Origin of the sequence: Parasaccharibacter sp. TMW 2.1891 (genome assembly GCF_023337675.1) — a bacterium.
Taxonomy (GTDB): Bacteria; Pseudomonadota; Alphaproteobacteria; order Acetobacterales; family Acetobacteraceae; genus Bombella; species Bombella apis.
Genome location: NZ_QORT01000001.1, coordinates 289,101 through 315,250 on the forward strand (window position 1 = coordinate 289,101; position 26,150 = coordinate 315,250).

The 26,150-nt window shown below is 61.4% G+C and carries 21 protein-coding genes and 1 pseudogene; 7 read left to right on the top strand and 15 right to left on the bottom strand.

Features of this window, described 5'->3' with window-relative positions:
* Window positions 1-126: 126 nt before the first annotated feature.
* The 9 genes from DTJ15_RS01295 to gltX all read right to left on the bottom strand — a co-directional run bounded on the left by DTJ15_RS01295 (window position 127) and on the right by gltX (window position 12,111).
* Complete coding sequence (locus DTJ15_RS01295) at window positions 127-1,272, bottom strand: OmpA family protein (protein ID WP_043561026.1); 1,146 nt, start codon at window positions 1,270-1,272, stop codon at window positions 127-129.
* Between the two features lie 171 nt (window positions 1,273-1,443).
* The gene (locus DTJ15_RS01300) at window positions 1,444-1,797 is read right to left on the bottom strand and encodes a DUF1491 family protein (RefSeq protein WP_154980966.1); all 354 of its coding nucleotides are present in this window, start codon (window positions 1,795-1,797) and stop codon (window positions 1,444-1,446) included.
* Window positions 1,798-1,831: 34 nt separating this feature from the next.
* Window positions 1,832-3,709, bottom strand: coding sequence for a S41 family peptidase (locus DTJ15_RS01305; protein WP_249109248.1), 1,878 nt, complete (start codon window positions 3,707-3,709; stop codon window positions 1,832-1,834).
* Window positions 3,710-3,887: 178 nt separating this feature from the next.
* Window positions 3,888-6,614: a type I DNA topoisomerase gene (topA, locus tag DTJ15_RS01310; protein ID WP_249109605.1), complete on the bottom strand. Its 2,727-nt coding sequence runs from the start codon at window positions 6,612-6,614 to the stop codon at window positions 3,888-3,890.
* A 60-nt stretch (window positions 6,615-6,674) separates the two neighbouring features.
* Entirely contained in the window at window positions 6,675-7,883 is a 1,209-nt protein-coding gene (dprA, locus tag DTJ15_RS01315) for a DNA-processing protein DprA (RefSeq protein ID WP_248460359.1), read from the bottom strand.
* The gene (gene plsY / locus DTJ15_RS01320; RefSeq protein WP_043561018.1) at window positions 7,867-8,502 is read right to left on the bottom strand and encodes a glycerol-3-phosphate 1-O-acyltransferase PlsY; all 636 of its coding nucleotides are present in this window, start codon (window positions 8,500-8,502) and stop codon (window positions 7,867-7,869) included. The genes dprA and plsY overlap by 17 nt, the downstream gene beginning before the upstream one ends.
* Window positions 8,499-9,776 (bottom strand): dihydroorotase family protein, encoded by a 1,278-nt coding sequence (locus DTJ15_RS01325; RefSeq protein ID WP_081562612.1) that lies wholly within the window; start codon window positions 9,774-9,776, stop codon window positions 8,499-8,501. Before DTJ15_RS01325 ends, plsY begins: the two co-directional genes overlap by 4 nt.
* Window positions 9,773-10,711 carry an aspartate carbamoyltransferase catalytic subunit gene (locus DTJ15_RS01330; RefSeq protein WP_043561013.1) on the bottom strand — a complete coding sequence of 313 codons (939 nt, stop codon included), beginning with the start codon at window positions 10,709-10,711 and terminating at the stop codon, window positions 9,773-9,775. The genes DTJ15_RS01325 and DTJ15_RS01330 overlap by 4 nt, the downstream gene beginning before the upstream one ends.
* On the bottom strand, window positions 10,708-12,111 hold the full coding sequence (gene gltX / locus DTJ15_RS01335; protein WP_086431802.1) for a glutamate--tRNA ligase: 1,404 nt from the start codon (window positions 12,109-12,111) through the stop codon (window positions 10,708-10,710). The genes DTJ15_RS01330 and gltX overlap by 4 nt, the downstream gene beginning before the upstream one ends.
* 84 nt (window positions 12,112-12,195) lie before the next feature.
* Here gltX and DTJ15_RS09115 point away from each other — a divergent pair, with 84 nt between their 5' ends.
* The gene (locus DTJ15_RS09115; RefSeq protein ID WP_249109249.1) at window positions 12,196-14,460 is read left to right on the top strand and encodes a ComEC/Rec2 family competence protein; all 2,265 of its coding nucleotides are present in this window, start codon (window positions 12,196-12,198) and stop codon (window positions 14,458-14,460) included.
* Between the two features lie 7 nt (window positions 14,461-14,467).
* Here the strand turns inward: DTJ15_RS09115 and DTJ15_RS01345 are convergent, their stop codons facing one another.
* Window positions 14,468-15,412, bottom strand: a complete 945-nt coding sequence (locus DTJ15_RS01345) for a glycosyltransferase (RefSeq protein WP_043561007.1) — start codon at window positions 15,410-15,412, stop codon at window positions 14,468-14,470.
* Between the two features lie 116 nt (window positions 15,413-15,528).
* Entirely contained in the window at window positions 15,529-16,227 is a 699-nt protein-coding gene (nth, locus tag DTJ15_RS01350; RefSeq protein ID WP_373364563.1) for an endonuclease III, read from the bottom strand.
* A gap of 153 nt (window positions 16,228-16,380) precedes the next feature.
* Between nth and DTJ15_RS01355 the strand changes: the two genes are divergently transcribed.
* Complete coding sequence (locus DTJ15_RS01355; RefSeq protein WP_192848641.1) at window positions 16,381-18,174, top strand: ABC transporter ATP-binding protein; 1,794 nt, start codon at window positions 16,381-16,383, stop codon at window positions 18,172-18,174.
* Window positions 18,175-18,219: 45 nt separating this feature from the next.
* Here DTJ15_RS01355 and DTJ15_RS01360 read toward each other — a convergent pair whose 3' ends face one another.
* Complete coding sequence (locus DTJ15_RS01360) at window positions 18,220-19,359, bottom strand: type III PLP-dependent enzyme (protein ID WP_043561002.1); 1,140 nt, start codon at window positions 19,357-19,359, stop codon at window positions 18,220-18,222.
* Between the two features lie 466 nt (window positions 19,360-19,825).
* On the opposite strand from DTJ15_RS01360, the gene DTJ15_RS01365 reads away from it, so the two are divergent.
* Window positions 19,826-20,584: an aspartyl/asparaginyl beta-hydroxylase domain-containing protein gene (locus DTJ15_RS01365; RefSeq protein WP_249109250.1), complete on the top strand. Its 759-nt coding sequence runs from the start codon at window positions 19,826-19,828 to the stop codon at window positions 20,582-20,584.
* 56 nt (window positions 20,585-20,640) lie between these two features.
* A complete protein-coding gene (locus tag DTJ15_RS01370) occupies window positions 20,641-21,618 on the top strand; it encodes a YihY/virulence factor BrkB family protein (protein ID WP_227449777.1) in 978 nt (325 codons plus the stop codon).
* A gap of 11 nt (window positions 21,619-21,629) precedes the next feature.
* Here DTJ15_RS01370 and DTJ15_RS01375 read toward each other — a convergent pair whose 3' ends face one another.
* A complete protein-coding gene (locus DTJ15_RS01375; protein WP_249109251.1) occupies window positions 21,630-22,220 on the bottom strand; it encodes a septal ring lytic transglycosylase RlpA family protein in 591 nt (196 codons plus the stop codon).
* A gap of 174 nt (window positions 22,221-22,394) precedes the next feature.
* Here DTJ15_RS01375 and aroQ point away from each other — a divergent pair, with 174 nt between their 5' ends.
* Genes aroQ through accC form a run of 3 tightly spaced genes read left to right on the top strand, consistent with a single transcriptional unit; the run spans window position 22,395 to window position 24,651 of the window.
* On the top strand, window positions 22,395-22,844 hold the full coding sequence (gene aroQ, locus DTJ15_RS01380) for a type II 3-dehydroquinate dehydratase (RefSeq protein ID WP_043561671.1): 450 nt from the start codon (window positions 22,395-22,397) through the stop codon (window positions 22,842-22,844).
* Window positions 22,841-23,296, top strand: coding sequence for an acetyl-CoA carboxylase biotin carboxyl carrier protein subunit (locus DTJ15_RS01385; protein ID WP_043560999.1), 456 nt, complete (start codon window positions 22,841-22,843; stop codon window positions 23,294-23,296). The genes aroQ and DTJ15_RS01385 overlap by 4 nt, the downstream gene beginning before the upstream one ends.
* Window positions 23,296-24,651: an acetyl-CoA carboxylase biotin carboxylase subunit gene (accC, locus tag DTJ15_RS01390; RefSeq protein ID WP_043560997.1), complete on the top strand. Its 1,356-nt coding sequence runs from the start codon at window positions 23,296-23,298 to the stop codon at window positions 24,649-24,651. Before DTJ15_RS01385 ends, accC begins: the two co-directional genes overlap by 1 nt.
* A gap of 66 nt (window positions 24,652-24,717) precedes the next feature.
* Here accC and ccmB read toward each other — a convergent pair whose 3' ends face one another.
* On the bottom strand, window positions 24,718-25,422 hold the full coding sequence (gene ccmB / locus DTJ15_RS01395) for a heme exporter protein CcmB (protein WP_081847766.1): 705 nt from the start codon (window positions 25,420-25,422) through the stop codon (window positions 24,718-24,720).
* Window positions 25,423-25,476: 54 nt separating this feature from the next.
* Window positions 25,477-26,058: pseudogene (gene ccmA / locus DTJ15_RS01400) on the bottom strand (heme ABC exporter ATP-binding protein CcmA); the annotation flags it as partial.
* Window positions 26,059-26,150 lie beyond the last annotated feature (92 nt).

Genomic DNA, 26,150 nt, shown 5'->3' on the forward strand with positions numbered 1-26,150 from the left:
GGGCGTAGAGACCTGTCAGAAAAAACGGGCCGGACACACTGAATACGTGTCCGGCCCGTTTTTTGAGAGAGCACATCAGGATGTCTGACCGGCAGGCGAAGGCCGGTCAGACTCTGAAGTACCTGTTTACTGGAAGTCGATTTCCACCCGGCGGTTCTGCGGTTCTGCCGTACCGGGGCGGGTGGAGACCAGTGGCTTCGAATCACCAAAACCGTGAACCTCGATGACGCCAGCCGGTACGCCATCGCGGATCAGCTCTGCCTTGATGGTCTGCGCACGGCGGAGAGACAGGGCCATGTTGTAGGCTTCAGCCTTCCGGCTGCCAGGACGGACAGCCGAAGAATCGGCATGGCCATTGACCTGGATCCGGGTGAACTGGGCTGATGTGGAGTTGCGGGCAGCTGTTTCCACGATGGCCCGCGCCCGGTCGGACAGGTTGGCACGATCCCAGTCGAAGAACACCAGATAGGTGCGGACGGGGGCAGGTGCCGGGGTGGAGAGGGTGGGGGCTTGTGTCGGTGGCGGCGGAGCCGGGTTGAACTCATAGCGCAGCCCGAGCATCAGGGAATGGTTGAAATCTGTCCGGCTGCCACGCTTGCCGCTGACGGGTCCACTGTCGGGGGCAGCGATGTTGTAGGATGCTGTCGTGAAGTGCCTGTGGCGGCCCGTGATGGTGTAGAAGCGATATTCCATTGTGGTGGAAAGGCCAACAACCCATGGCACGGGCAGTGAAACACCAAAGATGCCCTGATAGGCAAAGCCGCCTGCGCTGTCACGGGTCCGCTGCCTGTAGCCCCTGTCTGCGCCTGTCCCCTGGATTCTGGTGTTCGTGAACTGGCTTCCATAACCGATACCAGCCCCGAAATAGGGGTAGATCCAGTTCTGGCCGATATCCATGTCAAACAGGGCATTGGCCATGCCCCCGTATTTCTGCTGGTGACCATGGGCTGTGCTGCTGAAGCCGGGGGAATGGAACCGGGAAAGGCGGTTGTTGCGGTAGTTGCCCTCCACTTCCACACGGAAACCGTTCCCCAGTCCCCAGCCGATGCTGCCCAGCCCGGTGATGCCTGTCGCAAAGTCGTCCCGACCATGCGCAAAGAGCTTCGTGTGGGGATTGACGGTCTGGGACTGGTTGAAGCTCGCCCCCGCTGCCCCGCCGACATAGAGGCCACGGACAGGCTGTGCCCGGGCCGCACCAAACGCCATGACTGACAGGCAGGCGGCACAGGCGCTGCGGGCCAGCAGTGATGTAATGGAGGGGCGTGCGGTCATGTAATTACTCTCCAGCCAGACAGGTGGCTACCCTTTTCACTGAAAGTGACAGTAAACGCAATGGATTGCCGGGACATACCTGTGCCGTTTGCGTCTGAATCGGGAAAAGATGTGTCCTATGTGTTACAGGTGGATGAGGCGTCGGTCGGCCCCCGGGGAACATGGGGCTGGTCAGTCTTCATGGCTGAAGCGGCGTGTGGTGATGTCATGTTCCAGCGGGTGGGTGCTGTCTAGGACATCAACCTCCATGATCCAGAGGTCAGGGTCGTACCGTTTCTGCCGTTCCAGATAGGCATTGGCCTGCATCATGGCACTTTCCGTGTCGCTGTCCTCAAAGGTCTGGCGCAGCCATGTCGCACCCTGTTCCCGTAATATGGCGATGCGTCCATCCCGGCCATTCAGCATGATGAAGACACTGCCAGCATCTTCGTCACCTTTACGGACCAGAACGGCCATCAGGCCATTCTGGTTGAGGTGCCTGAGGGTGGCACGGACCCAGAATCCGGTTTTCAGGCCATGGAACATGAGTCTGGTCTCCCTGCCAGATGGTGCATAGTCGTCATGGGGTGGTGTTGGCCGCCGGGTGAATTGCCGTGTTGTCCGGCAGATGCAGGAGGGCAGCACGATAGGTGTGGGGGATGATGAAAAGTGCCAGAGCGGCGGAGATGTCGGTCGGGCTGGCAGCGGCAGGGGGGCAGACCTGTCGCAGGGCACGCCGTGCCGCCTCCGGGCTGTCTGTGCGGATGAGGCGGGACTGGCGCAGGGCATCGGTCATGAGGGACTGGTCAGCACGAAGCGCTGCCAGCTGGTCCCGGAGGGAGAACTGTCCCTGGGGGCTTGTGCAGAGCTGGGGCAGGACACCAAGGTCCTGCAGGGCCCAGCCTTGGGGAGCGGTGATGTGTGCCCATGTCAGGGACAGGTGCCCCCCGTTGGGCAGGGTGGAAGAAATCTGGACCATGCCTTTGCCAAAGGTACTGCTGCCGGTCACAACGGCCCTTTGCTGGTCGGCCAGCGCTGCTGCCAGAACTTCGGCTGCACTGCCCGTATCCTGGTCAACCAGCAGGGCCAGCGGGGTATTGTTGGTCAGATCCCCGCCCTGGATGCTCCAGACGTGATTGGCCTCCGCCGCCCGTCCTTCGGTCGTGGCGATCACGCCGTGGTCGAGGAAGAGCGCCGCCGTCATGACCGCCTGTTGCAGGATTCCTCCATGGTTCCCGCGCAGGTCCAGCACGAGGCCGGGCAGGGTGGGTGCTGGTGGGGTCCGGCCGTCTGGAGGGTGAGGCAGACTGCTATTTGGGGGTGTTTCTGGCAGGAGCGTGGAAAGATACTGGCTGACTTCTTCGGCCGTCCGGCTGGAAAAATGGGTGACCCGCAGGACGGGGAACCGCCCGGCCTGTTCAGGGAAGACACTTTCTTCTGCCATGCGCCCACGGGTGAAATTCCTGATGAGATGATGTCCGTCCTGGGTGCGGAATTCCAGCTCCACCGTACTGCCAGCAGGGCCAGTCAGCATGGCCTGGAGGGCGGGCAGGGCCATCTGGCGTGTGCTCTGGTGGTCGAGGCTGGTCAGGCTGTCTCCCGGTATGATTCCGGCATCCCATAGAGGGCTGTCGAGGTTGAGGGCCGCCACGACAGGGAAATGGGCTCGTGTCCGGCGGAGGGTCAGCCCGACGCTTGCTGCGGGTTCGGGTGGGGGCTGGGCAGGGGTGACGGCATCAGACTGGCTGGGCGGCGGTGGAGGAGACTGATAGCGGGAATAGGAGTCCAGCCTGGCCAGAAGGCCATTGAGAAAACGGCTCAGCAGGGTTTCATCATTCATGAGCTGGTAGGATGGCACATCACGTCGCAGGAGCGTGATGAGCTGGAGGCTCAGATGGCTCCAGCCGGTCACGTCGTCCTTGCCGGGTGTCCGGACAGACAGCAGAGGGTGCCTGTCATGGAGCAGGCTCATGTGAGCCGGGCTGAACATGGTTCCGGGCTGGACGGCGAGGGTGAAGCTGGATGATGGCGCCTGCCCATGGTCCGGCTGTTGTAAAGGCTGGGGGACTTCCAGCAGGGCCTGCATCCCCCAGAGGCAGAGTTCCTGCGGTGTGTGCGGGGTCAGCGTCCGGGGAAGCATGAATGTAAGGGCGGTTGATAATGTCAGCTCTGCCAGCCGGTCTTCATCCGTGAATTCCGGGAGAGCCGGAGCGGTGGGGACGGGGGTGGGTCGGGAGGAGCTGCCTGTCCCTGCGGGTTGGGATGTTGTGGTGGCGATGGATCCGACCGGGGTGGAGGAGGGTGTTCCAGGGCGGCCGGCAAAATGGTGGAGCAGCCGGCTCCAGAAAGGATGGGCCTGAACAGGCTGGGCGATGGCAGAGCCGACTGTCAGCACGCCGGACAGGGCAATCCCGGTGAAGGCTGTGCAGACGGGACGCAGGAGGCGAACTGGCATCATGAAGGCGATGGACCGGACTGGTAAGAAAAAGGGAAGATGAAAAGCCGGGACACTGTCACATGGTTTCTTTCGGGGACAGAGGCCGGGCAGGGCGGATCGTGCCCGTCGCGGGCCGGGGGCGTGCCATCATGGAAGACACATCCCCCGCTATTATGCCGCATTCATGGAAGAAGGGAAATCAGAAAGGAAGGTCATCCTTGCTGATGGGCGCCTCTGGTGAGGTTTTGCTGCGGCTGCCGGTTTTTGTGGTTCCGCTTTTTGTCGTTTTGGCTCTGCTGGTTGCCTTCCCTGTCGCTGCCTTTTTGGTGGCCGTTTTTCTGGTCGTGCTCTTCGCCGTAGTGGTTTTTCTGGTCGTGGTCTTTTTGGCGGCCGTTTTTTTCGTGGTTGTCTTGCGGCCACCTTTCAGCGGTTTGCCTTTTTCATCCAGCAGGGTGAGGGCCTCTTCCAGCGTGACGTCATCCATCGAGTCCCCTTTGGGGAGAGTGGCAATGGTCTGGCCATGCTGCACATAGGGACTAAAACGTCCCTTGCGGACCATGACGACCTCACCATCCTTGGGGTGCGTACCCAACGTGCGGATGGAGGCCAGCTTTTTGGCCAGAGCATCAACGGCCCGGTTCAGGCCGATGGTCAGCACGTCATCATCCTTGCTGAGCGTGCCGTAGATGCTGCCCATCTTGACGAACGGTCCGAAACGGCCAAGACCGGCCGTGATCATCTCGCCCGTTTCCGGGTGGGGGCCAACCTCACGGGGGAGGGAGAGAAGGCCGATGGCTTCCTCAAGGGTGAGCGTTTCGCCGTTACGGTCCTTGGGGATGGTGGCCCGTTTTGGTTTGGCCTTCCTGTCTTCAGGGTCCGGCTCGCCACGCTGGACATACAGCCCGTAAGGCCCACGACGGAGGGTGATGTCCTCGCCCGTGGCAGGGTCATGGCCAAGCAGGCGCATACCGTCCGGTAGGGCAGTCTCCTCGCCATTATCAACCGCCAGGGGGCGGGTGACACGGCATTCCGGATAGTTGGAGCATCCCAGGAAGGCTCCATGCCGCCCCAGCTTGAGGCCCAGCCGTCCATCAGTGCAGGACGGGCAGCTGCGTGGATCACTGCCATCCGGTCGGGGTGGGAAGAAATGGTTGCCGAGGTCCTGGTCCAGCGCATCAATGACATCAGAGATTTTCAGGTCTTTTGTCTTGGCAACCGTGGCCGAGAAGTCGTTCCAGAAGGCGGACATGACATCATGCCAGTCAGCCCGGCCATCCGAGATGTCATCCAGCTGCGTCTCCAGCGAGGCCGTGAAGCCTGTATCTACATAACGCTGGAAGAAAGAGGTGAGAAAAGCCGTGACCAGCCGCCCCCTGTCTTCCGGCACGAAGCGTCGGGCATCAAGGCGCACATAATTGCGGTCCCGCAGGACGCTGAGGATGGAGGCATAGGTGGAAGGCCGCCCGATGCCGATTTCTTCCATCTTCTTGACCAGTGATGCTTCGGAATAGCGGGGAGGTGGCTGGGTGAAGTGCTGTTCGGCTGTCACGTCCTTCGTGCCCAGCTGGTCGCCTTCCTTCATGGCGGGGAGAAGGCGGTTCTGGTCATCATCCCCGCCTTTTTCCTTGTCATCATGGCCTTCGATATAGAGCTTCAGAAAGCCGTCAAAGGCGATGATGGAGCCGGTGGCCCGCAGCAGGGTCTGCTCCTGTTCATCACCGATGGTGACGGCTGTCTGGTCCAGCTCGGCAGACTGCATCTGTGAAGCAACGGAGCGCTTCCAGATCAGCTCATAAAGGCGTTTCTGGTCCGCCGTGAGCACGGAGGCGACAGAAGAAGGTGTACGGGACACATCGGTAGGGCGGATGGCCTCGTGGGCTTCCTGTGCGTTTTTTGCCTTCGTGGTGTAGGAGCGTGGCTTGCCCGGGCAGTAATCTTTGCCAAAGGATGAGCTGATATGGGAGCGGATGGCCTGCACGGCCTCCGAGGCCATGGTGACGCCATCGGTACGCATGTAGGTGATCAGGCCGAACGTCTCGCCATTCAGGTCCACACCCTCATAAAGCTGCTGGGCGGTGCGCATGGTGGTCTGTGCACTCATGCCCAGCTTGCGGGAGGCTTCCTGCTGGAGGGTGGAGGTGGTGAAAGGCGGTGCCGGATTGCGGCGTGTCCGCTTCCGCTCGATCTTCCGTACGCTGAGGGCGGAGGAGCGGACCAGATCACGGGCCCTGTGGGCCATGTCCTCATTGGTCAGGGCGAACTGGTCGAGTTTTCTGCCTTCAAGATGGGTCAGTTTTGCGGTGAAGTCCGCCTTGGCGGGAGTTGTGAAGAGACCTTCCACACTCCAGTATTCCCGGGGTTTGAAGACCTCGATTTCCGCTTCCCGTTCGCAGATCAGCCGCAGGGCGACAGACTGCACACGCCCTGCACTGCGGCTGCCGGGCAGCTTGCGCCAGAGAACGGGAGACAGGGTGAAGCCGACCAGATAGTCCAGCGCACGGCGGGCCAGATAGGCATCAATCAGGGGGCGGTCCAGCGTACGGGGGGCCTTCATGGCCGCAGCGATGGCGTTTTTGGTGATCTCGTTGAAGGTGACCCGCTCGACCTCAATATCCTTGAGGAGCTTTTTTTCCTCGAGGGCACTGCGGACATGCCACGAGATGGCCTCACCTTCCCTGTCCGGGTCGGTGGCGAGAATCAGTTTGCTGGCCCCTTTGAGAGCCTTGGCAATGGTGGCAATCTGTTTCGAGCCACGATCATCGGTCTGCCACGACATGGCGAAATTCTCGTCAGGGCGCACGCTTCCATCCTTGGGAGGAAGGTCCCGCACATGGCCGAAGGAGGCGATGACGGTATAATCGCTGCCGAGATAACGGTTGATGGTCTTTGCCTTGGCAGGGCTTTCTACAACCACAACATTCTTCACTGCCATGAGTCTTTCCCGGTCTCTGGTGTCCTGGTGGTAAGGCTGTCTGGCCGATGCCCGCTAGCTGGGAAGTGTGATCTGCCCATCGTCGTGGCGTTGGACAGCTCCGTTCATTTCCAGCTCGATGAGTATTGCCGCAACTGCTGAGATGGACAACTGACAGCGTGATGCAATCTCGTCAACAGTGGAGGGGGTATGCGCCAGCAGGGAGAGAATATTTTTTTCGTCAGATTCCGGTAATGATTGACTGGCCGCAGGGGCTTTCCGGGGGGCAGCTGGCGGGGCGGTCGGTACTTTTTCAGTGGGTGTGAAAAGGGATGGCTGGCGTGAGGGAGGCCTGCTCCATGGGGCCAGTCCGGGGTCTGGTGAGGGCGTGTCTGCCAGGGCGGACAGGATGTCCTGAACCTGCTCGACCAGTATGGCCTGATTCTGTTTCAGCAGGTCATTCCCGCCGCTGGAACGTGGATCGCCGGGAAAGCCAGGCACGGCAAAGAGCAGACGCTGGAAGGTTGCAGCGAGTCGGGCCGTGATGAGTGTGCCGGAGCGTCTGGCTGCCTCAACCAGCAGGCAGCCACGGGCCAGACCGGCAATGAGAAGGTTGCGCCGTGGAAAATGGCGGGCATTGGCCGGCATGCCGGGAGGATATTCCGTAATCAGGCAGCCCTGCTGGGCTATGGCGGCCTGCAAGCCTGCATGTTCGGGAGGGTAGGTAATGTCCAGCCCGCCGGGCAGGGCGGCGATGGTCCGTCCAGAGGGCAGGGCTCCCCGGTGGGCCGCTCCATCAACTCCACGGGCCAGACCGGAAACGACAGTCAGGCCGGCTTCTGCCAGACCGGCGGCGAATTCCTCTGTCAGTTTCAGGGCCGGATTGGAGGCCTTGCGGGCCCCGACAATGGCCAGGGAGGGCGTGGAGAGCAGGTCTGTATTGCCTTGGGTGAATAGAAGTACGGGAGCATTCGGCAGTCCGGCCAGCAGGCGGGGATAGGCAGGGTCGGAGCGTAGCAGATGGTGGCCTCCCCGTTTTCCCAGCCAGGCAATTTCGTCTTCCATGCGGGATGCGGAGGGAATGGCTGGCGCCGGACGGCCGGAAAGGCGGGCACGGGCAGGCAGCGCTGCAATGGCCTGCTCTGCCGTGCCGTAAAGGCCCATCAACCGGCTGAATGTGGCGTTGCCAATGCCCTTTGTGCGGGCCAGCCGCAATCGAGCCAGACGTTCCGTTGCTGTCAGGTTGGCTTCTGATAATGCAGCTGGCTCATTTCTGTCCGACACGGGGTTCCGTTCCGCTACAGAGGCGGGCAATGTTGCCGTAATGGCGCAGGAGGATCAGCAGGGTGATGCATGCTGCTGCAATGGGACGGGCCGACATGATGGGTGCCAGAGAGAAGGCCACCATCAGGAACGGTGCTGCCAGAAAAGCCAGCAGTGCCCCCACGGAGGAAATCCTGCTCAGACGGACACCAGCCAGCCAGAGCAGGGTGCAGAGCAGCCCGACCGGCCAGCACATGCCCCAGAAAACACCGATGCCTGTAGCAACGCCCTTGCCGCCACGAAACCTGAGCCATATGGGGAAGCAGTGCCCCACGACAGCGGCACACCCTGCTACGGAGAGGCACAGGGCCGTATCGTGAGGGGAGAGGGCCTCCGCCAGCAGGACGGCCAGAAGCCCCTTGAAGGCATCCAGAAGCAGGGTTGCCGCAGCGAGGCCTTTGCGGCCTGTCCGCAGCACGTTGGTGGCCCCGATGTTGCCGGAACCGATGCGCCGGATGTCACCCTGCCCACTGAGTGCGGTAAGCAGGAGGCCGAAAGGGATGCTCCCCAGAAGATAGGCCCCCAGAGCGATGACAGGCAGGCTGGGGGGCATGAGGGACCAGGTCAGGATGCCGCTCATGCAGGGAGACCTTTGGCAGTGAAGACTTCGCGACCCTGACGGAAGGTCCGCAGGACACGTCCTTTGAGGTTTCGGCCATCAAAGGGGGTATTCTGTGCCCGGCCGGGCAGGCTGCCCGCGGTGACGGTCCATTCTTCTTCCGGGTCAAACAGGCAGAGGTCTGCCGGGGCACCGACGGCCAGCGTCCCGGCTTCCAGCCCCAGAAGACGGGCCGGAGCCACGGTGAGCAGGCGCAGGGCCTCCAGCAGCGGCAGGCCAGCCTGAAGCGTGACACCCAGCAGGGTGACGAGGCCGGTCCCGCCAGCCCGGGCCTGGGCAAAGGGAAGACGCTTGTCATCCGCATCGGCCGGGCTGTGATCGGAGGCGATGGCATCAATGGTGCCGTCTGCCAGACCCGCCAGAACGGCCTGCCGGTCAGCTTCCAGCCGCAGCGGCGGGGAGAGCTTGGCGTAGGTGCGGAAATCCCCGATATCCGCCTCCGTCATGGCGAAATAGGGCGGTGCCGTGTCGCAGGTGACCCGGATGCCCCGCTTTTTGGCATCAGCAATCAGGCCGAGGGCTTCCCCGGTGGAAACATGCCCGAAATGGATGCGTGCGCCCGTCAGTTCGGCAAGGCGAAGGTCACGGGCGATCATCATGGCCTCGGCGCAGGCGGGAATCTGTGGCAGGCCCATTTTCACGGCCTGCGGGCTGGCAGTGGCGCAGCCCCCTTTGGCCAGGGAGGGATCTTCCGGGTGGAGGACAATGACGGTATCCAGAAAGCCGGAATAGGCCAGCAGGTTGCGCATCTGCTTGGTGTCGGCAATGGCCCGGGCACCGTCGGTGAAGCCGATGGCCCCGGCTTTTTTCAGCAGGCCGATTTCGGCCATGTCCGTTCCGGCGCAGCCTTTTGTCAGGGCTCCATAGGGATAGATGGAGACAAGACCAGTCTCTTCCCCACGGCGGCGGATGTAATGGACGAGTGCCGGGTTGTCGATGGCAGGCTCGGTATCGGGAAGCAGGGCCAGGGAGGTGATGCCTCCTGCCACGGCAGCCTGAATACCGGAATCAATGCTCTCCCGGTATTCAGCTCCGGGTTCGCCAAAGCTGGCCCGCATGTCCACGAGGCCGGGGCAGAGGACGGCCCCTTTGCCATCCACGATGCGGGCAGCCTTGGAGGTCTCCTTGGGGTCGAGGGCGGCAATGCGCCCTTTCTCGACCAGCAGGCTCCCTTTGCCATCCCGCCCGGAGGCAGGGTCAATCAGCCGGACATTTTCAAAAAGGATGCTGCTCATGCGGGATTCTTCATGCGGGAAAGACGGTCGAGGACAGCCATGCGGACGGCCACGCCCATCTCGACCTGTTCAGAAATGACGCTCTGTGGCGAATCGGCGACATCGGAGGCAATTTCAACACCCCGGTTCATCGGGCCGGGATGCATCACTAGGGCTCCTGGCTTGGCCAGAGCGAGGCGACGGCGGTCCAGCCCGAAGAGGGAGAAATATTCCCGTGCGCTGGGGACAAGGCCGCTACCCATGCGCTCCCGCTGGACACGGAGACACATGGCCACGTCCGCATCCTTCAGGGCTTCATCAATGTCATGATGCAGGGTGACGCCTTCCAGCGTGCCGAGGGCACCGGGCAGCAGGGTGGGGGGGCCTGCCAGATGGATGTCGTTGCCCATGGCCCGCAGGAGGTGAATGTCCGACCGGGCCACACGGCTGTGGGCGATGTCGCCGCATATGGCGATTTTCAGCCCGCTGAGGCGGCCGAAATGCCGCCGGATGGTCAGGCCGTCCAGCAGGGCCTGCGTGGGGTGCTCGTGCATCCCGTCCCCGGCATTGACGACACTGGCCTCGACCTTCTGCGAGAGCAGGGCCGGGGCACCGCTCTGGGCATGGCGGACCACCAGCAGGTCGCAGTGCATGGCGTTGAGGGTGGAGGCCGTGTCCAGCAGGGTTTCGCCCTTGTTGACCGAGCTTGTGGCGACGGTCATGTTCACCACATCGGCACCCAGCCGCTTGGCGGCCAGCTCGAAGCTGGTGCGCGTGCGCGTGCTGTCCTCAAAGAAGAGATTGATGACGGTACGGCCCTGTAGCACGTCCCGTGGTGCATTGCGGGAACGGCTGAGCAGGGCATAGCTCTCGGCGAGGTCCAGAAAAGGCGTGATGTCCTTTTCTGTCATGCCTTCAATGCCGAGAAGATGGGGCGTGTGGTGTGTGGGGTTCATGCGGACAGGACACTCCGGATGCGGGCGAGAACTTCATCCCGGCCCAATGCGGCGAGCGTGAGGTCGATTCCGGGCGATGTCGTGGTACCTGTCATGGCAGCACGGAGCGGCTGGGCGACGGCACCCAGTTTCAGCTCATGCTCGGCAGCGAATGCCCGCAGCGTGCTGTCGATCCCTTCTGCCGTGAAAGGTTCCAGCCCGGCGAGTTTTTCCTCCAGCCCGGCGAGAACCTTCCGGCCTTCCTCGCCCAGATGCTTTTCCGCCTTGGGGGTGATGGTCAGCGGCAGGCGCAGCCCGGCGAAGGCGGCGTTGTCGGCCAGCTCCACGACCGTCTTTGCCCGTTCCTTCAGCCCCGGCATGAGGGCAAGCACACGGGCACGGACCGTCTCGTCATGGTCAAGGTCATCACGTCGCTCCAGACGCTGCATGACAAGGGCCGTCAGCCGCTCGTCATCGGCACGGCGCATCCAGATGCCGTTGAGGTGGCTGAGCTTGACGTAATCCATCCGGGAGGGAGAGCGGCCGATGCCGTCCATGTCGAAAAGCCTGATCTGTTCCTCACGGTCCAGCACCTCGGCATCGCCATGCCCCCAGCCGAGGCGCAGCAGATAGTTGCAGAGGGCCTCCGGCAGGATGCCTTCCTCACGGAAGTCCACGACGGACTGGGCACCATGACGTTTGGAGAGCTTGGCTCCATCCGGCCCGTGGATGAGGGGCAGATGGGCGAACTCCGGAAGGTCCCAGCCCATGGCCCGGTAGATCATGGCCTGACGGAAGGTGTTCGTCAGGTGGTCGTCACCCCGCATGACGTGCGTGATGCCCATGTCGTGGTCATCCACCACCACGGCGAGCAGATAGGTCGGTGTCCCGTCGGAACGGAGCAGGATGAGGTCATCCATCTCCGCATTGGCGACACGGACCTCTCCCTGCACATGGTCCCTGATGATGGTCTCACCCTCTTTCGGGGCCTTGAGGCGGATGGCATAAGGCACGCCTTCTGGGGCTTCGGACGGGTCACGGTCACGCCATGTGCCATCATAGCGGGGCGGGCGTTTCTCGGCCCGGGCCTTCTCCCTCATGGCGGCCAGCTCTTCGGGCGTGCAGTAGCAGCGGTAGGCCATGCCCTTTTCCATGAGCTGGGCCACGACCTCGGCATGACGGTCCTGCCGGCTGGCCTGGAAGACAGGCTCTCCGTCCCAGTCCAGTCCCATCCATTTCAGGCCATCAAAAATGACGTCCACGGCGTGCTGGGTGGAGCGTTCCCGGTCTGTATCCTCGATGCGCAGGACAAATTCTCCACCGTGATGACGGGCGAAGAGATAGTTGAACAGGGCAGCACGGGCGTTGCCGATATGGAGCAGGCCGGTGGGCGAGGGGGCAAAACGGGTACGGATCTTCATGAGCAGGCCTTATAACATGCCGGGATGGGTCGGGCCATCCACTTCAATGTGTCATCATGGGCTTTATCACAGGCAGCGGCACTTGTGGAATGGACGGGCCAGGGGTGGATGCAGGAGGCGGCAGAGCGGAGGATGATGGGGCAGGCTGTACTCAGGATGGTAGCGTCGGGGCTGGCCCGTCAGGGCAGTCGCCTGACCTGCTGGCTGCCTGTCGGTGTAGCCTTGGGCATTGTGGGGTATTTTGCCCTGCCGGCAGAACCTGCGTGGAGCACAGGCCTGATGATGGGTGGTTTGGCGGGCATGGGGCTGGTGTTGCTGGCCTGCTGCCGCTGGATGGTGGCCGGGACGGAACAGGCGGCACACTGGCAGGTGTTGGGGCATTGTCTGGGAAGTGGCCTCCTGGTGATTGGCCTGGGGTTTCTGCTGGCCTGGGGGCAGGCTGTCCGGCAGTCCCCCATGCCGCTCCTGCCCATGGAATCGGTCTGGCTGGAAGGACGGCTGGCGGCTCTGGAACCTGTTCCAGGCCGACATGAAGGGCAGAAGCCCAGCTGGCATGTGGTGGTGGAGGGGGCCGTGTTCGACTCTCCATGGTGGAATGGCATGGCGCCCCTGCAACGGCGGGTGACTGTCACCTTTCTGCCCAGAGAAGGGCAGGAAGATGGCCTGATGGCGTTGGTGACAGGCCAGCCTGTGCGGATACGGGCGCTTCTGCGCTCTCCGCCCCCACCGCTCTGGCCGGGAGGGCATGATGGGCAGCGTGCGGCCTGGTTTGCTGGACGTGCCGGAGCGGGACTGGCCCTCTCACCGCCCTTGCCGCTGAGAGCTGCACCGGCAGGTGGTGTTGTGGGCCGTCTGGAGGACAGGCTGGTCCATCTGCGGCAGACAATGGCCTGGATGATCGGAGCGGCCCTGCCGGGGCAGGTGGGAGCGGTGGCATCCGCCGTGCTGTGTGGCGAAACGGGCCGTCTTTCTGCCGAGACGAGGCAGAGCTATGCGGCTGCCGGGCTGGCGCATCTTCTGGCCGTGGCGGGTCTGCATCTGGGGCTGGTGATGGGGCTGGTGTTTGCCACGGTCAGACGTTGCCTCAGCCTGTCGCAGCGCCTGTCGGCCTACTGGCCCTGTCGTGAGGTTGCCATGCTGGTCTCTTTTGGGGCCGGGGTGGTTTATGTGGTGCTGACAGGGTTGCATGTGCCGGGGCTGAGAGCGCTGGGCATGGCGGGGTTGGCCGTGTTGGCCCTGCTGCTGGGGCGGCGGGCCGTTTCCATGCGGGGGCTGGCTCTGGTCTGCCTGATGCTGGAGGTGATGTCTCCTGTTCTGGTGCTGGATGTTTCCTTCCAGATGTCTTTCGCAGCTGTGATGGCTCTGATTGCGGGTCACGAATCATGGCGGAACTGGCTGTTTCGGTTGGGAGGGCATCATGGGCAGCAGGCCCCGGCTCTCTGGCGGCGGGGGGCAGCTCTGCTGGTGGCCCTTGTTCTGACCTCCCTGCTGGCCGGACTGGCGACCCTGCCGCTCAGCATGGCGTATTTCGGCGCCTTCCAGCCATGGTTTGTCATGGCCAATCTTCTGGCAGTCCCCTTGATGGGTGTCTGGGTGATGCCTGCCGGGATTGTGGCCCTGCTGCTGATGCCATTTGGCCTTTCTTCGGGGCCACTGCACGTGATGGGGTGGGGCATAAAGGGTATCGGCTGGCTGGCAGGGTGTGTGGCGGCGGCTCCGCTTGCATCATTGCCGGTGCCGTCTTTTCCGGCCTGGGGGGTGGGGCTGTATCTGCTGGGGCTGACCGTGATGTGTCTGTGGCGGGGATGGGGCCGGTTTGCTGGCGTGGGTGTGATGGCTGTGGCGCTTTCAGCACCCTGGCTGGTGGACCGGCCCGTGATGCTGCTGGTGGAGCAGGGTGCCGTTTTGGCTGTCCGGCAGGAAGGGGCCATGAGGGTGATGGAGGGGCGCCCTGGTAGCGGGCTGGTCCGACAGGAGATGCAGCGTGCCTTGGGCTGGAATGTCAGAGGGCTGGGGCAACCGGACTGTGCGGCAGGTCTCTGTCATCTACGCCTTGGGAATGATCGGCTGGTTTTGTGGCGTGGGGTTGCCGGGCCGGAGCGTGGTGGAGAGGCATCATGCCGGGATGTTGTGTTGGAGATACGTATGGGCGGACAGCATCCTCTCTGTCCGTCTGTCCGGCAGCTTGGTCCGGCTGATCTGCGGCGGGAAGGAAGCTGGGCCGTTTATGGGACGGGGGCGGGTGGTATCAGGCTCGTGTCGGACAGAATGGTGCAGGGGGATCGCCTCTGGACCGGCGAAGGAGCGTTCCAGAATGTCGTGCCCCTGCCACCAGCTCCGGCTGAGTGAAAGGGAATCAGGACCCGCACAATGTACGGATCAGTGGCGGGGCAATGCGGCTGAGGCGCTGCTCCAGGGCAGCGGAGAGGCGCCGGTAATGGCTGGCACCAGGCAATGCCGGGTCTTCCCACGGTTTGGTCCCCTCGGGGAACTGGATGATGCAGCGTTTCAGCCGTTCGCTTTCCCGGCGTTTCTTCCATGGTTCCGGGAGATGCAGGCAGAGATTTTCCGTCAGCTTGCCGGTCAGGAAGTTCCAGCGTTCGGGCAGGAGATGGACATGGTCGTGGAAGACCTGATTGAGGATGTCTGTCCCCGGGCAGAGATAGGGGCGTGTGGCAAGGGTGAAACAGCGGTTTATCTGCGACGGTGAGATGAGCCGGGGGCGGAGCAGCATCATGCTGCTGTTGAAGTAGTCTTCCGGCCGGGCAAGGGAGAGATGCTGGCGGGTATAGTCGGGCAGGGAGACATCGGGCAGCCCGGCAGCGGGAGCATCGCCCAGCAGGGTATGGATGGGCACTTCATGCTGGCGGAGAATCTGGGCGACAGGGTCGGCCACGGCACCGATGGCGGCCTGCCGGGGAAAACGGTTCAACAGGGGGGGCAATGGTCCGGTAACGAGCAGGGCACTGTCCAGCCAGAGCACATGGACATCATCCCGGAACAGTACCGGGAGATAGCAGCGATAGAAACATTCATTGCGCCATCGTTGATGGGTGTGCAGGCGCAGGGCTGCGGCTTTCTGTCCGACATCGTGAAAGGTCAGCAGGCTGTATTCTGTTCGGAACAGGTCACTGATGATGAGCTGGAGGGCTGGCGCCACATTGGTGTGGAGGATGTGGAAATCGAGCTTCGTGCGGGGATTGTGATCCACGACGGACTGGATGGCACAGAGCGTGGCCCAGAGGTCTTTGCCATTCGTGCCAAAAACGATGGCCGTCTCTTCCAGTCGAGGCGATGGCATGGTCTATCTCATGGTTTGATCGTAAAATTAGACACAAAAGGTCTTTTATAGACTTTTACGATAAAATAAAGGTCTTGATATGAAGGCTTTTTTGGGAGGAGAAGCTTGTGGCCTGCTCAGCGCTTGGGGGGTATTTTGTTCTTTTCCCTGTAGAGACACCATTCAGTGACGGGGCAGCGCCAGCATTCTGGTGTGCGGGCCTTACAGACATAGCGGCCATGCAGGATGAGCCAGTGATGGGCAGGGCGGAGCATCTCTTTGGGGATGCGGCGGACCAGCTCATCCTCCACGGCACGGACGGTCTTGCCCGGTGCGAGGCCAGTACGGTTGCCGAGGCGGAAAATATGGGTATCGACAGCCATGGTTGGCTGGTCGAAGGCGATGTTGAGGACGACATTGGCTGTTTTCCGACCCACGCCGGGCAGGGCTTCCAGCTCTTCCCGGCTTCCGGGGACCTGCCCGTCATGTTTTTCCAGCAGCTGCTGGCAGAGCAGGGCCACGTTATGGGCTTTTGAGCGCCAGAGGCCTATGGTGCGGATATGTCTGGCGATGCCTTCCTCACCCAGTGCGGCCATGCTGGCAGGGTCGGGGGCTTCTTCGTACAGGGCACGGGTGGCCTTGTTGACGGAAACATCCGTCGCCTGTGCTGAAAGCACGACACTGACGAGCAGCTCGAACGTGTTGTGATAGATCAGCTCGCTGCGGGCGTCCGGGTGTGCTTTTTCCAGCGCGGCCAGAAAGGCGCGGACGGCCTTCAGGCTCATGCGGGGCTGGGAGCTGGTCGAGCGTGTGCGGGGCGTGCTGGTAGAAGCCATGAGGGTATGGTGGGTCCGGCCATTATGGGAAAAACTCTGTCCGTTCCTAAGGGGAGTCGGGTTTTTCTTCAAGCGGAGGGGCCGGGTGTGGTCTGACAGGTTTTGAAGGAGGAAAAGGCAGACGTGGCAGAAAATGGGGATGGACGGGACAGCATGAAGAAACTCTCCTTTGGGGCGATACTGGCTTTTGTGGTGAAGCGCTGGCTGGGCCAGCCTGCCATGCTGGCATGGACGCTGGGCGGTGTGGCCTTGGCCACGGTAGCTGATATATGCACTCCTCTTCTGGCTGGTCGCCTGGTGGGTGATATTTCCACAACGACATCTGCCTCATCGGCTGCTGGTGGCCGGGAGGCTTTGCTGCATGATGCCCTGCTCATGGTCAGCGGGCTGCTGGTTCTGGGGCTGGTGGGCGTCATGGGCCGGCGGTCTTCCTATCTGGGGATCAGCAAACTCAGCCTTGCTGTCATGCGCCGGGTGCTGGATGATGCTTTCGCCCGGGTGCAGCGTTTCTCGTCAGACTGGCACGCCAACAATTTTGCGGGCTCTACCGTGCGGCGGATCACCCGGGGAATCTGGGCCATTGATACGCTGGATGACACGCTTCTCCTGCTCATTACGCCAGAGGTTCTGGTCCTGCTGGGGACGACCCTGGTCCTGCTGGTGCGGGCGCCCCTCATGGGGCTGGTGCTGGCCGTGATGGTCGGGCTGTTTGCCTGCATGTCCATCTGGCTGGCTCTGCGTTATGTGGCGCCAACAGCCCGGATATCCAACGCCTGTGATTCTAGGATGGGGGCCGTGCTGGGGGATGCCATTACCTGCAATGCGGTGGTGAAGAGCTTCGGGGCGGAGGAACGGGAGGAGCGGCAGCTCCATGCCGTAGCCCGCACGTGGGCGGACAAGACCTATTACAGCTGGTATCGGGGGACGAACAGCGCCAACTTTCAGGCGTCCTATACGCTGCTGATGCGTGTGGTGATGATTGGTCTGGCTGTGCTGCTCTGGTGGCGTGGTATGGCCGGGCCGGGTGATGTGGCCTATGTGCTGACGATGATGTTCCTCATCCAGGGTTATCTGCGGGATCTGGGGCAGCAGGTGAGCCAGGTTCAGCGGTCGGTCAATGAGATGGAAGAACTCGTCGGGCTGTTCTCGAGCGAACCGGCCATCCGGGATATCCCCGGTGCCATTCCGTTGGAGGTGACGGCGGGGGAGATTGTCCTTCTGGATGTGAGTTTCCGGTATCCATCCCAGGAAAAGCCGATCTATCAGGGGCTGTCGCTGAGGATCGCACCGGGGAGCCGTGTGGCCCTGGTCGGGGCGTCCGGGTCGGGCAAGACGACGCTGACACGGTTGTTGCAGCGTCTGTATGATGTGGATGGTGGCAATATTCTGATTGATGGGCAGGATATTGCTTACGTCACCCAGCAGAGCCTGCGGCGCCAGATTGCGCTTGTCCCGCAGGAACCCATGCTGTTCCATCGAACATTGGCTGAGAACATTGCCTATGGTCGGCCTGATGCCACCCGGGAGGAGATCGAGCAGGCGGCACGGCTTGCCAATGCTGATGGATTCATTACCCGTCTTGCCGAAGGGTATGAGACGCTGGTTGGTGAACGTGGCGTGAAGCTCTCCGGGGGGGAGCGCCAGCGCGTGGCGATTGCCCGGGCTTTTCTGGTTGATGCGCCGATTGTGATTTTTGATGAAGCCACGGCAAGCCTCGATTCTGAATCAGAAATGCTGGTGCAGGAGGCCATGACCCGCCTGATGGAAACACGCACCGTACTGGTTGTGGCGCACCGTCTGGCCACCGTGCGTGACCTGGACAGGATTCTGGTATTTCATCAGGGGCAGATCGTTGAGGATGGCACGCACGAGAGTCTGATGGCTCTGAAGGACGGGGCCTATCGGCGGCTCGTGTCGCTGCAATCGCTTGATGCAGCCAGCCCGTAACGGGCTGGCTGATGCTGGATGGTCGTCTCCTGCCCTGCGGAAGGGTCAGATGTAATGTTCATCCAGTGGTGGAAAGCCATTGAACCCGGTCGAGCAGTAAGTGGACACATAGGCACCAGTGGCGAGGATGTTGATCCTGTCTCCTGCCTTGAGCTCTTCTGGCAGGGGAACGGGATTTTTCTCGTATAGCACGTCCATGCTGTCGCATGTCGGCCCGGCCAGGATGCAGGGTGAGCGGCTGCTCGTGGTGTCGTCATGGGGTGTCTGGAAGACATAGCGGATGGATTCGCCTTCTGTTTCCGCCAGACCACCAAAGCGGCCGATATCCAGATAGACCCAGCGGGGAGTGTTGTCCTCACCGCCCCGCCTGCTGGCCAGCACGACCTCGGTATGCACGATTCCCGCACTGCCAACCATGTAGCGGCCCGGCTCCAGCAGAATGCGGGGGGCCCCTTGTGGGAAATGCGCTGCCATGGCCTCCGTTATGGTCGTGCCGAACTGGTCGATGCTGGGGATGGGGCTGTTGTAATAGGTTGGAAAGCCCCCGCCCATATTGATGAAGTCCAGCGTGATGCCCTGCTTCTGGAGGCGGTGGCAGATTTCGGCAGCCTGAGCAATGGCGTCGGCATAGGCTGTCGTGCTGGTCTGTTGGCTACCGACATGGAAAGACAGACCAGCTGGTTTCAGGCCCAGCTCACGGGCTTTCTGCAACAGGGTAAAAGCGCTTTCCGGCGTCGTGCCAAACTTGCGGGAGAGCGGCCACTGTGCCCCGGTATTGAGAACTCCCAGCCGACAGAAAACCTCACAGCCGGGGGCGTGTTCTGCCAGTTTTTCCAGCTCCTCCATGCAGTCGAATGCATAGAGTGTCAGGCCTTTCTGATGGGCATAGGCAATGGAGCGCACTGTCTTGACGGTGTGGCCGAAAGAAAGCTTCTGCGCCGGAATGCCTGCTTGCAGGCAGATGTCGATCTCTCCGGGGGATGCGATGTCGAAGAACGAGCCGAGGGCATGCAGCTCCTTCAGGATCGCTGGTGCCGGATTGGCCTTTACGGCGTAATGGATCCGGGCGGAGGGAAGGGCATCGTGCAGGGCGTGGTACTGCGTGCGTACGCAGTCCAGGTCCACGACAAGGCAAGGGGTGGCGGGTTTTTGTTCGGTGAGAAAACGGGCGATTCTGGGAGTCATGATACTCACGTCCCCTATAAATTCTCCCCGGTCGGGGGAGATGTTGCGAAACGGTCGAACGGACCGGCGGGATTCCGCCTGCCCCCTGCAGGCAAGGGGATACGGGGCCAGAGCGCTTGACGTCGTTGCGTAACCTCATGAGGGCCAGTGGCACGTGCGTTGCTGCGTGGAGTGCGTGACAATGCCCAGATTTTTTTTCAATGCAAGGGGAAACTGAAGGGTGGCTTCCGGGTATGGTTCTCATCACAAAAAAGTGATGTCAAGCCAGCCATTCAGCAGGAGGGGACGGGAAGGGAGCGCTCTGTTCAGGAAGGATTTTTATTAAAATTCAGTGTGTTGTTGAGTGGGGTCAGTCATGGCCGGTAGATGCCATGTCGATAGGGTGACTTTCAGTTAAGAAAACTGTTCTGGTAACAGTGTAACGTCTGCGTGGACTGGTTTGATGTGTTTTCTGCTAATGGAGGACATGATGACGGTAGGTCATGACGATAAGAAAAAACGCCCCTTTCTTGTGCGGGTTGGCAAGGCGCTGCGCCCCTTGTTCAATGCCCTGATTGCCAGAGGGTCACTGGTCCCCAATACACCTCTGCTGGACAATGGCCTGTTTCCTTGGGCGGTGGCCCTGGAGAAGGCTGCCCCGCTGATGCAGAAAGAGTTTCAGGCCATCATGGCTGAGCGTGAGAAAATTCCGCCCCTGCGTGACCTTTCGCCCGATCATGAGCGCATTGCGCCGGACAGCCGCTGGAAGTCATTTTTTCTGTATGGCTACGGCATTCCTGTTCCAGAGAATTGTGCCAAGGCCCCTGTTACGGCCCAGCTTGTGGCCGGGATTCCCGGTCTCTGTTCCGCCCTGTTCTCTGTTCTGGAGCCCGGTGGGGAAATTCCACCCCATAAAGGGGTTACCAAAGGGATGCTGAATGCACATCAGGGCTTGGGGGTTCCACGAGATCGTGATAATTGCTGGATCAAGGTCGCAGATCACACGCTGCACTGGGATGATGGCAGGCTGTTCATCTTTGATGATACCTACCGGCATACGGTGCAGAACAACACCGATGAGGTGCGTGGCATACTGTTCATTCAGTTTGAGCGGCCTACCCGTGGTCTGGGATGGTTGATGCAGCGTATTTTCCTTGGAGGGGTGAAAAAATCCGCCTTTGTCAGGGATGCCCAGAGCAATATCGAACGCTGGAACCGTATTCAGGCTGAACTGGAGAAAGTGTGATGATGGAGCCGTGATCTTGCTGTCACGGCCTCGCAGGGAGAGGAAAAGCGCACCCCGTGCCCGACAAGATCGAGATGCCATTGGAGCCTCCGCCACCACCAAAAGGCCTCTGGGCCACGTTCAGGCAGGTCCTGAGCAACAGCGGAGACAGCCAGACGTCCCTCAGTGCGGCGGGATGCGCCTTCTTTGCAACCCTGTCGCTGTTTCCCGCCCTGACGGCGCTGATCTCTGTCTATGGGCTGGCTTTTGACGTACAGACGGCAGAAGAGCAGCTGCGTGTCGTCAGGCACATGCTCCCTCCTGCCGCCTATGAGATGATCTTCGACAGGATCCATGCGCTGGTGACTCAGCCTCAGTCCTCACTGACCCTGGGGCTGGTTTTTTCCCTGCTGGTGGCTCTCTGGTCCGTCACGGCCAGCAGCAAGTCCATCCTGTCTGCCCTGAATATCGTCTATCATGCCAGGGAAACTCGTGGTTTCCTGCATTTTCAGGTTCTGGCCTTCGGCACAACTCTTCTGGCCGTGATAGGGGCCTGCCTGACGTTGGCGCTCATGGTGGCGGCTCCGGCCATCGTGGATTATCTGCCACGCTATCTGAGTTATGTGGGGGTGACGATAGATAGCCTGCCGCCATCGCTCCATTTTCTGGTGGAGCAGGGCACGCCCGTTCTCGTTCACTGGCTGGCCCCTTCCATCATGCTCTGTTTCGTCTTCATGGCGCTGATCGTGCTGTATCGTATCGCCCCGTGCCGGGAGCGCATGACATCATGGCGCTGGATCCTGCCCGGTGCGTTTCTGGCGACCCTGCTCTGGGTTGGCGTGTCCATTGGTTTTTCGTGGTACGTCTCGCACTTTGCCAGTTATGGCACGACGTATGGGCCACTGGGTGCCGTGGCGGCTGTCATGATGTGGCTTTTTGTCAGTGCGTATGTCGTGCTGTTTGGCGCCGTGCTGAATGCCGAGCTGGAGGAGCGGGGCTACCGGCGGATCGTCCGCAAGGAAATGGGAATCCCCGTCAGGCCAGCGGATCACTGAGGAGCTGCCGGTTACCGGAGCGGGCTGTCCTGTGCGATTTTTTCGGCCTGACGGGCCTGGTCCTGAAGAATCTCGTGCATGTCGGTAGGGTGGCGGAAACGGGAGCGGCGGCGGGGAAGGACCGTTATGGTGATGTGGCTGACACCGTGATTCATGATTCCCAGGCTGGCCGCAGCCCCCTGTGAGAGGTCGATGATGCGGTCGTTGTCGGCTGGCCCGCGGTCATTGACCCTCACGATGACAGATCGGCCCGTGATGGATGAATGGACCAGCAGTTTCGTTCCCAGAGGGAGGGACGGATGGGCGGCCGTCAGCGCATCGGGGCTGAAGCGTTCGCCGCTGGCAGTCCGTTTTCCGATCAGCTTTTTGCCGCCATACCAGCTGGCCAGCCCGCTTTGCGTGGGAGGGAGTGCAGCTGCTTCCGTCTTCTCCACGTCTGATGACATCCCGGCCGCCAGGGCGGATGGGCTGGAGGCGACATGCCCCAGACATGCAAGAATGATCAGACACGGCAGGGTAGAGGCTGTGAAGGGGAACCGCCTGTTCCGCCCATGAGGGACGACAGCTTCCATGGAAGCAGGGAAAGGTGTGTTTGCCTTCATGTTACCCACGGATATTGTTGATGGTCATCCCGAGTGTGTCACAACTTGAACAGATGGGCCAGCGTGGGCGTCCAGATGATTGTAAACTATTGGATAACATATGAAGATTGCGGTGCCAGACTGTAAAAGAAGTGGCTTTACCTGATGAAGATGAAGGTGCTATCAGCCGTTCGGATGAAGCGACCTCTTATTGTTGTCCTGAACGGACCGAACCTGAATATGCTGGGGCTGCGGCAGCCTGAGATTTACGGCGAAGCCACACTGGATGATGTGGAGCAGCTGTGCCTTCAGGCTGCGGAGCGGCTCGATGTGACGATTGACTTCCGCCAGACCAATGGCGAGGGGGAGCTTGTGTCATGGGTGCAGGAATGCCGGGGCCGTGCAAGCGGTATTGTCATAAATCCTGCGGCCTATGGGCACACATCGATTGCTTTGCTTGATGCGCTGCTGGCTGTTGAGCTGCCAGTGATTGAGGTGCATATGTCTAACATTCATCGCCGGGAAGCATTTCGTCATCACACGTATGTTTCACAGGCAGCCCGTGGAGTCATCTGCGGGCTGGGAATACGCGGGTATGCCCATGCTCTCCAGGCGGTGGCAGATATGATTGAGGATGAAGGATGAGCCGTATGCTCGTGGACAAGGAGGCCATTCGGGCACTGGCCGATATCCTGACGGATACAGGCCTGACCGAGATTGAAGTTTCCGAAGGCGACAGCCGCCTTCGTGTTGCCCGGAATGTGACCGTACAGGCTGCGGCTGCTCCCGTGGCCGCTGCTCCTGCTGCGGCTCCCGCCCCCGTGGCGGAAGAGGCCGTGGCCCCGGCAGACCCGTCATCCCATCCTGGCGCTGTTCCCAGCCCGATGGTGGGCGTGGCCTATCTGACACCGGACCCCTCCTCCCCTCCGTTCGTGCAGGAAGGAGGCCAGGTCGCTGCCGGGCAGACCATCATGCTCATCGAGGCGATGAAGACCTTCAACCAGATCAAGGCACCGCGTGCAGGCAAGCTGGTCCGCTACTGCGTGGCATCTGGCGATCCGGTTGAATTCGGGGCAACATTGGCGATCATCGAGTGATGTTTTCCAAGATCCTGATAGCCAATCGTGGCGAGATTGCCCTGCGGGTGCTGCGCGCCTGCCGGGAGATGGGCATCAAGACGGTGGCGGTGCATTCCACGGCAGATGCTGACGCCATGCATGTGCGTCTGGCCGATGAGGCTGTCTGCATCGGGCCGCCAAGCTCCCGTGATTCTTACCTGAATGTGGCGGCTATTCTTTCTGCCGCCACCATCACCGGAGCAGAGGCCATCCATCCGGGCTATGGCTTCCTTTCCGAAAATGCGGAATTCGCCGAAACGGTGGAGGAGCACGGCATCGCCTTCATTGGCCCGACAGCCGAGCACATCCGCATGATGGGTGACAAGATCACCGCCAAAACGACCATGGAGGCCCTCGGCGTGCCGCTGGTGCCCGGGTCGGACGGGGCCCTGCGGAGCCTGGACGAGGCCCGGGAAGTTGCGGCCCGTGTCGGGTATCCGGTGCTCATCAAGGCCGCTGCCGGTGGTGGTGGTCGTGGCATGAAGGTAGCCCAGACCGCTGATGAGCTGGAGGAAGCCTGGAGCGTGGCCCGGACGGAAGCCCGTGCCGCTTTTGGCAATGACGAGGTCTATCTGGAGAAATATCTCGACAAGCCCCGTCATATCGAGCTTCAGATCATGGGTGACACGCACGGCAATGTCGTGCATTTCGGGGAGCGTGACTGCTCCCTCCAGCGTCGCCATCAGAAGCTGCTGGAGGAAGCCGGTTCCCCCGTCATCACGCCAGAGCAGCGCAACGAGATTGGCAAAACTGTTACGGATGCCCTGTCACGCATGGGGTATCGCAATGCTGGTACGCTCGAGTTCCTGTATCAGGACGGGCAGTTCTGCTTCATTGAGATGAATACCCGCCTTCAGGTGGAACATCCGGTGACGGAAATGGTCTGCGATGTGGACCTCGTGCGGGAGCAGATCCGTGTGGCCGCTGGTGAAAAGCTGAGCTACCGGCAGGAAGACATCGTGATGAACGGCCATGCCATCGAGTGCCGCATCAACGCCGAGGACCCGGAAACCTTTGCGCCCAACCCGGGGACGGTCAAGGTGTTCCATGCTCCCGGTGGTCTTGGTGTCCGTATGGACAGTGCGCTCTTTGCCGGTTACAGGGTGCCTCCCTATTACGACAGCATGATTGCCAAGCTGATCGTTCATGCTCCCACCCGTGCGCTAGCCATCAGCCGCATGCAGCGGGCCCTGACGGAGTGTGTTGTGGAGGGGGTGAAGACGGTCATTCCTTTGCATCAGAAAATTCTGGCAGACCCGGAGTTCCAGAAGGGTGAATATACCATTCACTGGCTGGAGAATTTCGTGGCAAAACTTCAGGCCGATAAAGCCTGAAGATTTCTGCTTCGGCCTGTCCGTTCAGAAAGCCGTTCCCGTAGCAGGGAGCGGCTTTTTTTATGGTCAGCCCCGTGCTTCTTTCAGGCTGGCTCCAGCGATGAGGGGGCAGCCCGGCAGGGCCAGAAGGAAAAGGGCCGCCAGAAGGCTCAGATTGGCCGTACAGGCTGTTCCTGTCGGGGTGGTGCAGGCCAGTGTGCCGAAGATGAGACCAGGAGTCATCAGCGGCAGTGTCAGCACGGGGAGCAGAAGGCTGTTGCGGCGTGCTCCCAGTGTTATGGCCGCTGTCATGCCCCCTGTGAGAGAGAGGGTCAGGCTGCCCAGAGTAAGGCTGAGCATGAGCACCGTCAGGTTATGGGCTGGCAGCTGGAAGAACAGGGCCAGCAGAGGGGTGGCCAGCAGGATGGGCAGTCCACCTGTCACCCAGTGGGCGAACATTTTCCCCAGCGCAATGAAGGCAGGGTGCAGGGTGATCTGGAGCATGTCCAGTGATCCGTCTTCCGCATCTTCATCATAGAGGCGCTCCAGCGGCAGGAGTGAGGCCAGCAGGGTACAGACCCACAGAATGGCCGGGCCGGTCTGCTGGAGCAGGGCGGGGGTGGGGCCGAGGGCAAGAGGAAAAAGTGTGCTGCAGACTGTCAGGAACAGCAGCCCCCCTACGGTTTCGGCACCGTTCAGGCGGGCCAGATGCAGCTCCCGGCGCAGATGCAGGAGCAATGGATGAAGGGTCTTTTTCGAGGCTGGCTCCTCATGCACTGGCGGGGTTTGCATGGTCAGGTCTGGCGTGATGGATGGTGCCACCATGCCGGGTGTGAGGTGCTGGCTGCCCGGTAGGGATAGTGGCGCATGGGAGGCAATGGCCACGGCCCCCCCACGGGCACGATGCTCCGCCAGCAGGGTCTCCAGCAGGGCAAGGCTGGCAGCATCCAGACCATTGGCAGGCTCATCCAGCAGCCACAGCCGGGCATCGGGAAGGAGCAGCAGGCGGCTCAGGGCTACACGACGTTTCTGCCCCAGCGAGAGCAGGCGGACAGGGCAGTCCAGAAGATGGGCCAGCGCCAGACGCTTCAGGGCAGCATGGATGGTTTCTGTCCCATGAGGCATGAAGAGACAGAGATTCTGCTCGACCGTCAGGGTGGATTTCAGGGCGTCAGCAGGGCCAAGCCAGGCAATGTCGGCCCGGCGGGTCACTGTGCCTCCAGCAGGGGGACACAGCCCTGCCATCAGCCGCAGAAGTGATGACTTGCCCGTACCATTTGGCCCGGTAAGGAGGAGGGCATCACCGGTAGCGAGGTTCAGGGAGAGATCAGGGACCAGACAGCGTCCTGCCCGCTCCAGCCGGACATGATCCAGCCGGAGAAGGGATTGTGGTGGAGAGGCAGGCGGGCATGAGGTGCTGGAGGCCATGGTGATGTTTCATGTGGAGCTGGAAGGGGCCTGGGGAAGGTCCGGGAGAAAAATATGCCCTTCCGGGTGGAAAATACAGAAAAGGATGTTTT